The 14,553-nt window shown below is 64.1% G+C and carries 11 protein-coding genes; 6 read left to right on the forward strand and 5 right to left on the reverse strand.

The window, feature by feature from the left end; all coding sequences use genetic code 11:
• Nucleotides 1-277: 277 nt before the first annotated feature.
• Nucleotides 278-1,408: a patatin-like phospholipase family protein gene (locus J0I79_RS31535; protein ID WP_292868905.1), complete on the forward strand. Its 1,131-nt coding sequence runs from the start codon at nucleotides 278-280 to the stop codon at nucleotides 1,406-1,408.
• A 38-nt stretch (nucleotides 1,409-1,446) separates the two neighbouring features.
• Here J0I79_RS31535 and J0I79_RS31540 read toward each other — a convergent pair whose 3' ends face one another.
• Nucleotides 1,447-2,433 (reverse strand): methionyl-tRNA formyltransferase, encoded by a 987-nt coding sequence (locus J0I79_RS31540; protein ID WP_292868908.1) that lies wholly within the window; start codon nucleotides 2,431-2,433, stop codon nucleotides 1,447-1,449.
• 107 nt (nucleotides 2,434-2,540) lie between these two features.
• Nucleotides 2,541-3,995, reverse strand: coding sequence for an aldehyde dehydrogenase family protein (locus tag J0I79_RS31545; protein ID WP_292868911.1), 1,455 nt, complete (start codon nucleotides 3,993-3,995; stop codon nucleotides 2,541-2,543).
• A 230-nt stretch (nucleotides 3,996-4,225) separates the two neighbouring features.
• Here J0I79_RS31545 and J0I79_RS31550 point away from each other — a divergent pair, with 230 nt between their 5' ends.
• The 4 genes from J0I79_RS31550 to J0I79_RS31565 all read left to right on the forward strand — a co-directional run bounded on the left by J0I79_RS31550 (nucleotide 4,226) and on the right by J0I79_RS31565 (nucleotide 10,795).
• Nucleotides 4,226-5,302 (forward strand): substrate-binding domain-containing protein, encoded by a 1,077-nt coding sequence (locus J0I79_RS31550; RefSeq protein WP_292868914.1) that lies wholly within the window; start codon nucleotides 4,226-4,228, stop codon nucleotides 5,300-5,302.
• A 753-nt stretch (nucleotides 5,303-6,055) separates the two neighbouring features.
• Nucleotides 6,056-7,231 (forward strand): efflux RND transporter periplasmic adaptor subunit, encoded by a 1,176-nt coding sequence (locus tag J0I79_RS31555; protein ID WP_292868917.1) that lies wholly within the window; start codon nucleotides 6,056-6,058, stop codon nucleotides 7,229-7,231.
• 76 nt (nucleotides 7,232-7,307) lie between these two features.
• Entirely contained in the window at nucleotides 7,308-10,487 is a 3,180-nt protein-coding gene (locus J0I79_RS31560) for an efflux RND transporter permease subunit (RefSeq protein ID WP_292868919.1), read from the forward strand.
• A 149-nt stretch (nucleotides 10,488-10,636) separates the two neighbouring features.
• Nucleotides 10,637-10,795 carry a DUF3309 family protein gene (locus J0I79_RS31565; RefSeq protein ID WP_292868922.1) on the forward strand — a complete coding sequence of 53 codons (159 nt, stop codon included), beginning with the start codon at nucleotides 10,637-10,639 and terminating at the stop codon, nucleotides 10,793-10,795.
• A 47-nt stretch (nucleotides 10,796-10,842) separates the two neighbouring features.
• Here the strand turns inward: J0I79_RS31565 and J0I79_RS31570 are convergent, their stop codons facing one another.
• Entirely contained in the window at nucleotides 10,843-11,802 is a 960-nt protein-coding gene (locus tag J0I79_RS31570) for an SDR family oxidoreductase (RefSeq protein ID WP_292868925.1), read from the reverse strand.
• A 59-nt stretch (nucleotides 11,803-11,861) separates the two neighbouring features.
• Nucleotides 11,862-12,071 (reverse strand): DUF680 domain-containing protein, encoded by a 210-nt coding sequence (locus J0I79_RS31575; protein ID WP_292868928.1) that lies wholly within the window; start codon nucleotides 12,069-12,071, stop codon nucleotides 11,862-11,864.
• A gap of 115 nt (nucleotides 12,072-12,186) precedes the next feature.
• Between J0I79_RS31575 and J0I79_RS31580 the strand changes: the two genes are divergently transcribed.
• On the forward strand, nucleotides 12,187-13,095 hold the full coding sequence (locus J0I79_RS31580) for a LysR family transcriptional regulator (RefSeq protein WP_292868931.1): 909 nt from the start codon (nucleotides 12,187-12,189) through the stop codon (nucleotides 13,093-13,095).
• On the opposite strand, the gene J0I79_RS31585 is transcribed toward J0I79_RS31580, so the two are convergent.
• On the reverse strand, nucleotides 13,059-14,234 hold the full coding sequence (locus J0I79_RS31585; RefSeq protein ID WP_292868934.1) for an MFS transporter: 1,176 nt from the start codon (nucleotides 14,232-14,234) through the stop codon (nucleotides 13,059-13,061). The two genes, J0I79_RS31580 and J0I79_RS31585, sit on opposite strands and share 37 nt — an antisense overlap.
• Nucleotides 14,235-14,553 lie beyond the last annotated feature (319 nt).

Raw genomic sequence — 14,553 nt, forward strand, 5'->3', positions numbered from 1 at the left:
CTCTCGCCAGAAAGCTTCTCGTCATCCTCAACGCAAAAGCACGCGACGCGAGAACCGAGTTCGCGAATGCAACTTGACACCCCAGATAGTCGCTCTCCCCGCTTCGCGGGGGCGAGGAAAGGGTTCGTTCGTGACCGAAATTTCATGTGATCACGCGAGCGTGTTCGTGTTCTTGCCTTGGTCCATCCTTATATGCTGCACTGCAACATGGCCGGTGACTGCTGCTTCCTTCCAATGACGTTGGGGCAGGCCGGCGCATCAGGATGACAGGAACGCCATGACCAAGAACGGCAAGGCGGAGGAAAAGAAGAAGATCAATATCGCGCTGCAGGGAGGCGGTTCGCACGGCGCCTTTTCCTGGGGCGTGCTCGACCGCCTGCTGGAGGACGGCAGGCTGGAGATATCAGCCGTTTCAGGCACCAGCGCCGGCGCCATGAACGCGGTGGCGCTGGCCGATGGTTTCGTGCGCGGCGGCGTCGAGGGCGCGCGGCGCAAGCTCGACGATTTCTGGCGTGCGGTCGCCGCGAAAGGCCGGTTCAGCCCGGTGCAGCGCATGCCTTGGGATGTCGCCTGGGGCAACTGGTCGATCGAGAACACGCCGGGCTACGTCTTCTTCGACACCATGTCGCGGGTGTTCTCGCCCTATGTCGCCAACCCGCTCGGCCTCAATCCGCTGCGTGATGTGGTCGCCCGCGAGATCGATTTCGGCAATGTGCGTGCCTGCAAGTCGATGGAGCTGTTCATCTCCGCCACCAATGTCGAGACGGGTCAGTTGCGGGTCTTTTCCGATGGCGAGATCGACCTCGATACGGTGATGGCCTCGGCCTGCCTGCCGCAACTCTTCCGCGCCGTCGAGATCAAGGGCGTGCCCTACTGGGATGGCGGCTATGGTGGCAATCCCGCGCTCTACCCGTTCTTCAAGACGGCGGCGACCGAGGATGTACTTCTGGTGCAGATCAACCCGGTGGTGCGCGAAGGCACGCCCAAAAGCGCCAACGAGATCCAGAACCGCATCGATGAGATCACCTTCAACGCCGGGCTGCTGCGTGAATTCCGCTCGATCGCCTTCGTCAAGGAACTGATCGCCGCCGGCCGGCTGCCGCATGGCGAGTACCGTGATATCCGCATGCACCGCATCGACGCGGACGAGGCATTCAAGGATCTGTCGGCATCATCGAAGGTGAATGCCGAGTGGGCGTTCCTGAGCTATCTCAGGGATCTTGGCCGCACCGCCGCCAGCGACTGGCTGGAAGAGAATTACGATGCCGTCGGCAAGCGGCCAACGCTCGATCTCTCGGGCGAGCTCGATGACGGTTTCAAGCCGGTGCGCGGGCCGGCTCCGGGCCGTCGGGTCAAGGAGTTCCTCGCGGTACGCAAGAATCCGGAAGCGGAACGCCGCCGGGCCTGAGCCGGGCGGCGCTCGTTTCACTCGATGTCGCCTGGCGATCAGGCGTCGGCGACGTCCTTCTCGACCTTGGCGGCCGGCGTTGCCGTCGGCGTGTCGGTGCCCAGTTTCGATCCGGCCAGCAGGCCTTTCGACCGGGCGAATTCGGCACCCGACATCTTTGCCCCGCTCTCGGTACGGACTTTGAGGATTTCGAGATTGCCGCCCTGGACGGTGACCTGGAGGCTCTTCTCTCCAACCCAGCTGATCTCGCCGGGCTTGCCGACGACGTCGGCGAACTTGCGCGCCAGGTGTTTCCTGACCTCGAACAGCCGGACCTTTTCGCCGTCCACAGTCGTCCAGGCGCCGGGCGCCGGATCGCAACCGCGAATGAGATTGTGGATGGTGTCGATATGGCTGTTCCAATTGATCTTCGCCTCGGCGTCCTTGCACCAGCCTTCATAGCTGGCCTGGGATTCGTCCTGCGCGATCTCCTGATGGCGGCCGGAAACAACGAGATCGGCGGCGTCGAGCATCGCTTGGACGCCGAGCGGGAACAGCCTGTCGAAATAGACCGTGCCCAGCGTGTCCTCCGGGCCGATGCCGACCGTCACCTGCAGCAGGATCGGGCCTTCATCGAGGCCGTCTGTCGGGCGGAAGATGGTGAGCCCCGTCTGGCTGTCGCCCTTGATCAGCGGCCAGTTGATCGAGCTCGGGCCACGGTATTTAGGCAGCAGGGAGGGATGGTACTGGATGGTGCCATGCTTGGGGATGTTGACGAAGCTTTGCGGCGCGAACTGCAGGACATAGGCCATGACCGCGAGCTCGACGTCGAGCTCGCGCAAGGCGGCCTCGGCGTCCTCGCCCTTGAGGCTCGGCAACTGGAACAGTTTCAGCCCGTGCTCCTCGGCGGCAAGGCGAAGCGGGTCCGGCCTGGAGCCGGGCTTTTCAGGAGCGCAGAAGACGCCGGCGATCTCATCGCCGCGTGCGAGGAAGGCCTCGAGTACGCTTTTGCCGAAGGCCTGCTGTCCGATGATTGCGAGACGCATGATTGGGTTCCTTGTGCTTGGGCAAAGTTCGGCCGTGCCCTCGCGAACACGAAGGCGAGGGTCGGGTTTGGGTTCGGGATTTCGAAAGCGTCAGCCCGGCAGGCGCATCACTTGCCGGTCTGGATCCACACGACCTTCTGTTCGGTGAAGTTCTCGATGGCGGCGTCGCCATGTTCGCGGCCGAAGCCGGAATCGCGCGAGCCGCCCCAGGGCAGGCGGATGTCGGTCGGGCCATAGGTGTTGACCCAGACCGTGCCGGCCTTCAAGTCCCGGGCGAAGCGATGGACGCGGCCGATGTCGGCGCTCCAGACGCCGGCCGCGAGGCTGTAGACGGTGCCGTTGGCGAGGCGTAGCGCATCGGCTTCGTCGGTGAACTTGATGACCGTTGCGACAGGCCCAAAGATCTCTTCCTGCGAGATGCGCATCTGGTGCTCGACATCAGCGAACACGGTCGGCTTGACGAAATAGCCGACATCGCCGTGGCGGCTGCCACCGGTGACCACCCTGGCGCCCTCGTTGCGGCCGATCTCGATGTAGTCGAGCACGCGCTTCATCTGCACTTCGGAGACAAGCGGGCCCATGGCCGTCGAGGTCTCCTGCGGATTGCCGATGCGGGTGGAATCTGCACGCGCCGCCAGCCGCTGGACAACCTCGTCGTAGATCGACTCATGCGCGAGAATGCGCGAGCCGGCCGAGCAGACCTGCCCGGTGTTGAAGAAGATGCCGGAGCCGGCCGCCTTGACCGCGGCGTCGAGGTCGGCGTCGGGGAAGATGATGTTGGCGGACTTGCCGCCGAGTTCGAGCGTGACCCGCTTCAGATTGCCGGAAGCGCCCTGCAGGATCTGGCGACCGACGACGGGCGAACCGGTGAAGGTGATCTTGTCGACATCGGGGTGATCGACCAGCGCCTGGCCGGCGACCTTGCCGAAGCCGGGAACGACATTGAGGACGCCCGCGGGGAAACCTGCTTCCAGGGCAAGTTCGCCGATCTTGAGAGCCGTCAGTGGCGTGATCTCGGCTGGCTTCAGCACGACGGTGCAGCCGCAGGCGAGCGCCGGCGCGATCTTCCACATGCCGATCATCAGCGGGAAGTTCCACGGGATGATCGCGGCGACGACGCCCAACGGTTCGCGCACCGTGTAGGTCAAGGCATCGGTGCGGGCCGGAATGACCTGGCCGTTTATCTTGTCGGCCATGCCGGCGTAGTAGGTCAGCGTGTCGAGGACCGCCGGCAGGTCCTGACGGCGGATAGCCGAAACCGGCTTGCCGGAATCGATGCTCTCCAGATTGACCAGTTCGTCCTCGTCCCTGCGGATCAGCTCGGCGAGCTTCAGCATCAACTGGCCGCGATCGGCGGCGCGCATCCGCTTCCACGGCCCTTCGAACGCAGCCCGCGCCGAGCGCACGGCTGCATCGATGTCATCGGCGCCCGCCTCGGCGACCTTGGCGATCACTTCGCCAGTGGCGGGGTTCACCGTATCGAAGGTGCGTCCCGACAGGGCAGGCATACGCCGTCCGTCGATCAGGAGATTATGCGTCTGGTCCGAAGCGCGGGTGAGCATGCGAGTGTTTCCCATATATGAACTTGAGTGCATATCTGGCGGATAATGCCACGACGTGCGCTGTCGCAATGGAACGTACATTCGCGGCAAATCATTGGGAATATGATATTTATTGCCTATGATGACAGGCAGAGATATGAAGGGTGGTTCCTATCTTAAGCGGGCCATAGATATGATTGTGAGTTCATATCTATGATCCGGTGCCAGCCCCTTCTCGGGAGGAGACGGTTGTGATCCAGATCGAAATCGATCCGGTATGGCGCTTCCGGCGGCGCGAGGACGCGCAGTCGTTGCAGATCATGCTGGATTTCCTCGCCGAGATCCGGGCGACGGGAAAGATCACGTCCGCCGCCGACAAGGCGCACATCTCCTATCGGCACGCCTGGAACCTCATCGAGAAATGGTCCGAGTTCTTCAATATGCCGCTGGTGGTGCGCAAGCAGGGCAGCGGCACCAGCCTGACGCCGTTCGGCGACAAGCTGGTCTGGGCCGGGCAGCGGCTGGAGGCGCGGCTGCGGCCCTTGCTGCAGAACCTGTCGCAGGAACTCGAGACCGAGATCAACCAGATGCTGCCGCACGGCCCGCTGGTTCTGCGGGTCCATGCCAGCCACGGTTTCGCGGTGCCGAAACTGCGCGAGATTCTCAGCCGCGAGCCTGACATCGGCGTCGATTTCCGCTATGTCAGCAACCAGAACTCGCTGGCCTCGCTTGCCCATGACGGCTGCGACCTCGCCGGACTGCACCTGCCGCAAGGCGAGTTGCGCAAACGGGCGATCGCCGCCAGCAAGGGCTGGCTGACGCCCAGCATGCACCGCGTCATCAGCTTCGTGACACGCGAAATGGGCCTCATGGTCAGGCGCGGCAATCCGCTCGGCATCACTTCGCTGGAGCGCCTGCTCGATCCGTCGATCCGCTTCGTCAACCGCGATCCGGACTCGGGCACCAGGCTGCTGTTCGAGCAATTGCTGGCACAGCATGGCCTCGATGGCACGCGCATCAATGGCTACGAACATTCGGAGTTCACGCATGCGGCGGTCGCCGCCTATGTCGCCAGCGATCTCGCCGACGTGGCCTTCGGGGTGGAGGCTGCCGCGCGACAGTTCGGGCTCGACTTCGTGCGGGTGCTGACCGAGGACTATTTCTTTGTCTGCAAGAAGCAGATTCTCGAGGTCGAGGCCGTACAGCGCGTGCTGTCGATCATGCGCGGCGAGGAATTCCATGCCGCCATATCGCAACTGCCGGGCTATCGGGTGAAGGACGCCGGATCGATCAAGACCATCGGCGAGGTGTTCCGCAAATCGGAGTAACTTCTAGGGCGGTCTGATGAGGTGACAACCCTGGCGTGTGGCAAATGCTTCATCATGCTGACGCCTGTTGCCACCCCTGCAGCAGCGGCGCTGTCCATGTGCGCGGGGCAGCAACGGGCGCGACGCTCGACGCGGACTTCCGGATGACGTGACATGAAAGAGCATCGGCATCGCATCGGTTGCCGTGTCGCGCCGGCGAGAGGCTCGGGCCCGTTGCTCCCGGACATCAGAAACATTGGCTTTGCCTTCATCCGGCTTCGACTTCGAAGCACCACGCCCGAGCGATTCCGCCCTAAGGAGGCGGGCTCTTATTTCTCAAGCAATTCCAACGCCTTGGCTAAGGCTGAGATTGCGCCCTTTCGCGACAACTCCCGCTGGCCGGACCGGCGGTCATCATCGCCTGAGATCGTGACGCATTGGGAAAGCGCAACGGAATTCCCGCAGGTCGCCGTACCATCCGTCGCCCATCGCGCGTCGGCCGGACATGGAAGGGGTTTTGGGCGGATCGTAAGCCGGCAGCAGACCCGGTCAAAGTAGACCGGCAAGTCGTCAGACACCGTTTCATCGCGCCCGCAGCTTGGCCGGCTACGCAATGCTGCTGCAACTTTCGGACTATATTGCGGTGCAACTTTGATGTAGAAGCGCGCTCGCCCATCACGGCAATTTGAACACGGTCAGGCGCGCACCCATATCGGCGACGCGCCCGCGCATTGAAGGCGCGGTGCTGGCCGAACCCGCAACGGAAAAACGACGATGCCTAAAATCAGGTTTCACAAGCTTGCTGCCATTGTTGTGCTTATCGGTTTCGCGGCCTGGATGGCGACGGGCGAGTTCTCGTCGGTTGGCAGCGCTGCTGACAGCAAGGCCAAGGCTGCGGAAGTCGAGCAGGGCAAGGCGCCGGATGCCGCCAAGCCGAAGGCTGCCGAAGCCGAGCCGAAGGCCCCGCTGCGCACCGTCGCCGTGGTGACGCCGCCGCGCAAGATCTATGCGCGCGCCATCCGCATTTCCGGGCTGACCGAGGCCGACAAGCGCGCGGTTCTGGCAACGCGCGTCGCCGGCGTCATCGACAAATTGCCGGTCAAGCAGGGCGATCACGTCAAGACCGGCGACCTGGTGCTGATGCTGGCCGCGGAAGAAAAGATCTCGATGGTCGACAACGCCAAGCAGCTTGTCGCGCAGCGGCAGGCCGAACTGGACGCCTCGCTGCGGCTGATGAAGTCAGGCAATTTGCCCAAGCTGCAACTCGATACCGCGCGTTCCAATCTAACCCAGGCGCAATCGCAGCTGGATACCACGCAGGCCGAGCTCGACCGCAACGAAGTGAAAGCGCCGTTCGATGGCGTCATCGACCGGGTGCCGGTGGAACTCGGCAGCTCGGTCATGCAGGGCGGCGAGGTGGCAACCATCCTCAAGCTCGATCCGGTGATCGCGCGCGGCGAGATCAGCGAGCGCGACCTCGGCTATCTCAAGCTCGGCGACAAGGCCAATGTGCGGCTGGTCAGCGGCCAGACTGTCGAAGGCACGGTGCGCTACATCAGCCGCGACGCGTCGTCGGCGACACGTACCTTCCGCATCGAGGTCGCCATCCCCAATGGCGACGGTTCCGTGCCCGCCGGCATGACGGCCGAAATCCAGCTCAGCGCGCTGCCGACCGACGCGGTGCTGCTGCCGCGCTCGGTGGTTACGCTCGGCAACAAGGGCGATCTCGGCATTCGCGCCGTCGGCAAGGACAACAAGGTGGCGTTCTTCCCGATCGACCTGGTCGACGATACGCCCACCGGCCTGGTGCTTGGCGGCATTCCGGACGATGCGCGCATCATCGTCGCCGGCCAGGAACTGGTGAAGGAAGGCGACGAGGTCAATCCGGTCGAGGCCGACCAAGCGACCATCAACAAGCTGATCGGCGAAGCCACCGCCGGGACGCAGTAGCGCGGGGACGCCGGCGCCGGGCGTTGCCCGGCGACAGGTCCCTTTGCTACTCCCGAAGCAACAGCAGGCAGACGTCATGGATATCGTCAGACTCGCAATCAACAACGCCCGCCTGACCATCTCGGTCCTGGTCTTCCTGCTGATCGCAGGCTGGGTCGCCTATCAGTCGACGCCGAAGGAAGCGGAACCCGACGTTCCGATTCCGATGATGTATGTCAGCCTGATCTACCAGGGCATCTCGCCTGAGGATTCCGAGCGTCTTCTGCTGCGGCCGATGGAAAGCAAGCTGAAGAGCCTGAAGGGTCTCAAGGAAATGCGCTCGGCCGCCTTCCAGGGCGGCGGCTATGTGCTGGTCGAATTCCAGCCGCAGACCAACCTGGCCACCGCGCTGCAGGACACCCGCTCCAAGGTGCAGGACGGCAAGGCCGACCTGCCGCAGGCGGCCGAGGAGCCTGTCGTCACCGAGGTCAACGTCTCGGAATTCCCGGTGCTCGTCGTTACGCTGTCCGGTGAGTTGCCCGAACGCGTACTGGCGTCCGCGGCGCGCGAGCTGCGCGACCGCATCGAGGAAGTGCCCGGCGTTCTGGAAGGCTCGCTGCAGGGCTCGCGCGACGATCTCGTCGAAGTCGTCATCGATCCGATGAAGCTGTCGTCCTACGGCCTGCAGCTCGACCAGCTGATCGGCGCCGTCGGCGCCTCCAACAGCCTGGTCGCCGCCGGCAATATCGAAGGTTCGCAAGGCAAATACGCGGTCAAGGTGCCGTCCTTGATCGAGACGCCCGAGGATGTGGCGGCGCTGCCCGTGGTCGCCGGCCCCAATGCCGTCGTCCAGGCCAAGGACATCGCGACGATCCGCTCGACCTTCGCCGATGCCACGACGATCACCCGCCTCAACGGCAAGCCGGCTATCGCCATCGAGGTCAAGAAGCGCATCGGCGCCAATCTGATCGACACGCTGGCCAAGGTGAGGGAAGTCTCCGACACCTTCGTCAAGACGATGCCCGAAGGCATGCATGTCACCTACACGCAGGACAAGTCCGTCTTCGTCAACCAGTTGCTCGGCGACCTGCAGAACCACGTGGTGATCGCCGTCATCCTGGTGTTCATCGTCATCCTCTACGCGCTCTCCGGGCGTGCCTCGCTGCTGATCGGCCTTGCCATTCCGTCATCCTTCCTGATCGGCATCCTGCTGCTGGCCATGATGGGCTACACGATCAACATGATCGTGCTGTTCAGCCTGATCCTGGCGGTCGGCATGCTGGTCGACGACGCCATCATCGTCACCGAGTTCGCCGAACGACGGATGAGCGAAGGCATGCCGAAGCAGGAAGCTTTCGCGCTCGCCGCCAAGCGCATGGCCGGTCCGGTCATCGCGGCGACGATGACGCGTATCGCCGCCTTCTCGCCGCTGCTGTTCTGGCCCGGCATCATCGGCGACTTCATGAAGTACATGCCTATCACGCTGATCGTGACGCTGTCGGCCTCGATGCTCTACGCGCTGGTCTTCGCGCCGACGCTGGGCGCGATCTTCGCCAAGGCGCCTGAGCACCATGAGGACGGCAACCGCGACGGCTGGTACATGGCCGTCGTCAAGCAGGCGGTGCGCTTCCCCATCACCGTGATGGTGCTGACGGTCGTCCTGCTGGCGGGCATCTTCGTCGGCTATTCGAAATACGGCGCCGGCGTGGAATTCTTCCCGAGCGTGGAGCCTGATTACGGCCTGCTTTATGTGCATGCCCGGGGCAATCTTTCGCTGGCCGAAATGGATACGGCAACCAAGATCGCCGAGAACCGGCTGCTCGGCTGGCCCGGCGTTAAGTCCGTCTATACGCGCGTCGGCAAGTCCGACGGCGGCGGCCAGGATGTGCCCGAGGACGTCGTCGGCGTCATCCAGTACGAATTCATCGACTGGCGCGAGCGCAAATCGGCCAATGACATCCTCAACGATCTGCGCGGTGTCATGGCCGGCATTCCCGGCGTCGATGTCGAGGTTCGCGTGCCGGAGGCCGGCCCGCCGACCGGCAAGCCGATCCAGATCAGGCTTTCGGCCGTCGATCCCAAGGGGTTGGACGAGAAGGCGCGCGCGGTCGCGGCGCGCATCGCCAAGGTGCATGGCGTCATCGATATTTCGGACGGCCTGCCGCCGCCCGGCGTCGACTGGGCGCTCGAGGTCGACCGCGCCAAGGCCGCCCAATACGGCATCAGCCCGACCTCGGTCGGAACCGTGGTGCAGCTTGTCACCAACGGCCTGAAGCTTTCGGAATACCGGCCCGCCGGCGCCGACAAGGCGGTCGACATCCGGCTGCGTCTGCCGGAAGACCGGCGCACGCTGTCGACGCTCGACGAGCTCCGGGTGCAGACTTCGCAAGGGTCGGTGCCGATCTCGAACTTCGTCGTGCGCAAGGCCAAGCCCAGCGTCGGTGTCCTCAACCGCATCGATGGCGCCCGCACCGTGGTCGTGCAGGCCAACGTCGCCGCCGGCGAGCAGGTCGCCGCCGTGCAGCAGGAGGTCACCAAGGCCGTCGCCGACATGGATCTCGGCAGCGGCATACGCTGGAAACTCGCCGGCTCGAACGAGGACAGCGCCGAAGCCAGCGCCTTCCTCAGCAAGGCCTTCGGCGCGGCGATCTTCCTGATCTTCCTGGTGCTGCTCGCCCAGTTCAACAAGTTCACCAGCGTCTGGCTGGTGCTGTCCTGCGTGGTCATGGCGACGATCGGCGTGTTCCTCGGCCTGCTGATAACAGGCGAGACGTTCGGCATCGTCATGTCGGGCATCGGCGTCATTGCGCTCGCCGGCGTGGTGGTGAACAACAACATCGTGCTGATCGATACTTATGACCGGCTGCGCGAAGAGGGCTGGGACAAGATGGACGCCGTGCTGCAGACCTGCCGCGAGCGTGCACGTCCGGTGGTGCTGACGGCGGTGTCTGCCATTCTCGGCGTGCTGCCGATCGCTTTCGGCCTCGGTCTCGAAATCTTCCATCACGAGACGACGATCAACGCGCCGTCGACGCAATGGTGGATATCGCTGTCCTCGGCGATCGTCTTCGGCTTGTCCTTCGCCACCATCCTGACCCTGGTGGTGACGCCGTCGATGCTGATGGTTTTCACCCGCGCCAAGGTCAAGCCTGGTGCGCGGCGAGGCTGGTTCAGCCGCCTGTTCCGGCGTGGCAAGGGCGGCATCTCGTCGGCCGATGCGCCAACACAGGATGCCGGCGCCGAGCCGGCGGTCGCCTTCCCGAAAGCCGCCGAGTAGGCTGGCTCGGGTATCTGAACGGCAAAGGCCGCCCGGAACAAGCGGGCGGCCTTTTGCATTGTTTCCCGGGAGCAATGGCTCCGTGCAACGCCAGCCGTTGCACGCGATCAGCCGTTGCTCATGGCGAAACTCAATGCGGGGAATGCCTCATGCCGATCAGCACCATCGTCATCATCGTCCTGATCCTTGTCCTCATCGGCGCGGTGCCGGCCTGGCCGCATTCGCGCTCCTGGGGCTATGGGCCGTCGGGCATTCTCGGCGTGGTGCTGGTGGTGGTCCTTGTCTTGCTGCTGATGGGGCGGATCTGAGTTCGTTCCGGGTTAGACGCTGGCGGGCATTCGCCCGCCGACGTGGTTCAGGCGGCTCTCGCGTGCCCGTTCACCGTGGCGATGCCGATATCTTCCAGAGCCCGGGCGACGGCCAGGTCGAGCGGCGTGTGCGGGATTTCGCCGATGATCCCCTCCAACCGTACCGAAGCCAGGCGATGCGGCTCGAAGCGCAGGTAGGACATCGAGACGATCTCGCGCCACATCGCCACGAACGGGCTGCCGGCGCGCAGCACCCACCACGGCATCGCGGTCATCTTCAACTGACGGCCTACAGCTTTCTCGGCCGCGGCCTTGATCTCCAGGTCGGTTACGGCGTGGCCCGGAAAATTCAGCGCCTCATAGAAGCCGAGCTTGTCGAGGTTCCTCGCCAGCGCGACGAAGCCGACGGCGAAGTCCGGCAGATAGGCCCATTCATGCACGAGTTCTGCCGGGCCGGGCGCGGTGTAGATGCCTTTGCCGATCTTGGCGGTGACGACCAGGTCGAACCACGAACCGCTGCCGGTGCCGCCGAAGAAGTCGCCGGCGCGCAGAACAATGGTGCGTACGCGGCCAGCGTCGGCCTCGTGGCGGAACAGATCCTCCATGGCGCAGCGGATGCGGCCCTTCTCGGTCGTCGGATGGAATGGCGTGTCTTCCGTGATCACCGCCGGCATCGGCGAGCCATAATTGTAGACGGTGCCGGGGAACAGGTGCAGTGCGCCGTTGGCGTGGCAGGCGGCCATCACATTTTCAGCCATAGGCAGGCACTTGCCCCAGTCGGTATAGATCGGGTTCAGGCCGTTGAAGATGATGTCGACGCCCTCGGTGGCGCGGATCAGCGACTGGCGGTCGAGCGCGTCGCCGGCAACCGCGGTGGCACCTGTGAGTTCGACCGGCACCTTGCCGGTGCGGGTGACGGCGCGGACGTCGAAGCCGGCGTCGATGAAGGCCTTGCCGACGACGCGGCCGAGTCGGCCATTGGCGCCGAGAATTGCGATCTGGGTCATTGTTCGTCTCCTTGTTCGAGGCGACGGGACCAGCCCGTCGCCTTGGGGTTTGTCTCGGCTCAGCGATTGCCGAACAGGTCGCGGTTGCTGCCCTGCACGGCCGGCTTGCGGTTGCCTGCGTCGGACTTGTCGATCGACGTTGTGACCGTGTTGTCGGTGTTGGCGACAGCCTGCTGGCTGGCATCGGCCGAGCCGTATTTGTCACTGCCGGCAAAGGCGGTGCCGGCGGCAATGAGGAGGGCGGCGGCGGTGAGGGTGATCCTGGTCATTTGAAAGTCTCCTGGTTGGGGTTTGCAGTCCGTATCGGTGTTTGCAGAGGGAATATCGGCGCTCCATGGATGAATTGAAATTGATCATGGATGCAGTTTTGGTATTCATTATTGAATGAGTGAGATCGACTGGAACCTGATCAAGAGCTTCGTCACGGTCGCTGAAACCGGCAGCCTGTCGGCGGCGGCGCGAAAATTGTCCGCCAGCCAGCCGACGCTCGGCCGTCACATCGGAGAACTGGAGCAGGCGCTCGGCGTCACCCTGTTCCGCCGTGGTCGAAGCGGCTATGCGCTGACGGAAGCCGGGGCCACGCTGTTCGAGCGCGGCAAGGCCGTCAGCGAACAGGCAAGCGCCTTTTCACGGCTGGCGCTCGGTTCGGTCGAGGCGATCGAAGGTACGGTGCGGATCGCGGCCAGCGAGGTGGTCGCCGCCTATGTGCTGCCCGACATGGTGGCACGGCTCGGCATCGAGGAGCCTGGCATAGAGGTGGAGGTCGTTGCCTCCAACCAGGTCGAGAACCTGCTGCGCAGGGATGCCGACATCGCCATCCGCATGGTCAAACCGGCGCAGAACGAACTGGTGGCGCGCAAGGTCTGCGATATCGCGCTCTGCGCCTGCGCGGCCGTAACCTATCTGGACCGGCGCGGCCGGCCGCTCGCCCCCACCGAGCTGGTCAATCACGCCTTGATCGGCTTTGACCGCAGCGACGAGATCATCCGCGCCTTTACCCAGAACGGCATTGCGGTCACCCGGGGCAGTTTCCGTTTCCGGGCCGACAACCAGATCGTGCTGTGGGAGGCGGTGCGGGCCGGAAACGGCATAGGTTTCGGCCAGGAGCCCCTGGCCGATCGCGATCCGCTGGTGGAAAAGGTGTTGCCCGGGCTGCCGCTGCCCAGCCTGCCGGTGTGGCTGGCCATGCACCGCGACGTTCGCGGCAGCGTGCGCATCCGCCGCGTGGCGGATTTCCTCTATGAAGAACTCAAGCGCTATTCGGCCGGGGCGGGGGCGAATTCGGCGCGGTGAGCGAGCCCCGCCATCAAAAGCACGACGATGAGCAGGCCCGACATGGCGATGAAGATCGGGCCGAAGCTGAAATGCTCAGCGACGAAGCCGATCGCCGAGGGGGCCACCAGAATGCCGGAATAGCCCATGGTGGTGACGACGCTCATGCCAGTGCCCGACGACATGCCTTCCTGGTTGCCGCCGGCCGAGAAGATGATCGGCACCATGTTGGCGATGCCGAAGCCGCAAAGGGCAAAGGCGGCAATCGCTATCCACGGGGAAGGAGAGACGCCGGCAATCAGCATGCCGGCCGCGGCGACGATCGCCGAGCCGCGCAGCGTCGTCACCGCGCCGAAGCGGTTGCGCACGCCGTCGCCGAAGAAGCGCATGATCGCCATCACGCCCGAGAAGGCGGCATAGGCAAGGCCGGCGACGGCGAGGTCGGCGCCGAGTTCCTGCCGCAGATATAGTGCCGCCCAGTCGAGCACGGCACCCTCGGAGATCATCGTCAGCAGCGCCATCAGCCCAATCAGGTAGACCAGCGGGTTTGTCGGCAGCGCGAATTTATGATGTTCGGCGGCCTGCGGCTTGGCTTCCGCAATGAGATGGCGAACCGCCAGCGCGATCAAGGCGAAGGCAATGGCCGTCACCACGATGGCATGCGCAAGGTGGCCGTAGTGCTGGATGGCGAAGCCGCCGAGCCCGCCACCGGCAAAACCGCCGAGGCTCCAGAATCCATGCGAGGACGACATGATCGCGCGGGACAATTTTCGTTCCACCACCACCGCATTGGCATTCATCGCGACGTCCATGCCGCCGATCGAGCCGCCGAAGACGAACATGGCGATGGCCGCCAGCGGCACGTTGGGCGCCAGCGCCACCAGCAGCAGGCCGAGGCTGCCGCACAGGCCGAACCAGCGCAGCACGGTGCGCGAACCATGTCTGGAGATCAGGTGGCCGCACCAGCTCATGGCGGAGACAGCGCCGGCGCCGAACAGCAGGATCAGCAGGCCGAGCGTGAATTTCGAGATGTCGAGCCGGGTCAGGAACACCGGTATCTGCGGCGCCCAGCTGCCGGTCAGGAAGCCATTGGCCAGAAAAATGGCGGCCACGGCCCATCGCCCGCGAATGGCAATCTGCATGGCGTTTGACGCGCTCATAGTGTGATTCCGGTCAGAAAATGGCTTTGAGCGGCAAATTAGATCGATTCAATTTTCAGTCAAGCGCTGTTCGGAGGGAAATGTTTGGACCAAGCATCAAGAATGATCAGGACCGTTCGTAGCGGATGATCTACGGTGGAGATTCGCGAAGACGCCTCTCCCATCGTCATCCACGGGCGGAGCAAGGAGCGGAGCGACGCGGCGCAGACCCGAGGATCCACGCCGGGACTCTTCCGCGCCGCCACGGTGCAGAACTAGGTCTGGTGAGTGCGACCTTCATTCTGAACCGCCGCACTCTTGCCAGCCGTCACGGAATGGA

The organism is Mesorhizobium sp. (assembly GCF_017306585.1).
Lineage (GTDB): Bacteria > Pseudomonadota > Alphaproteobacteria > Rhizobiales > Rhizobiaceae > Mesorhizobium.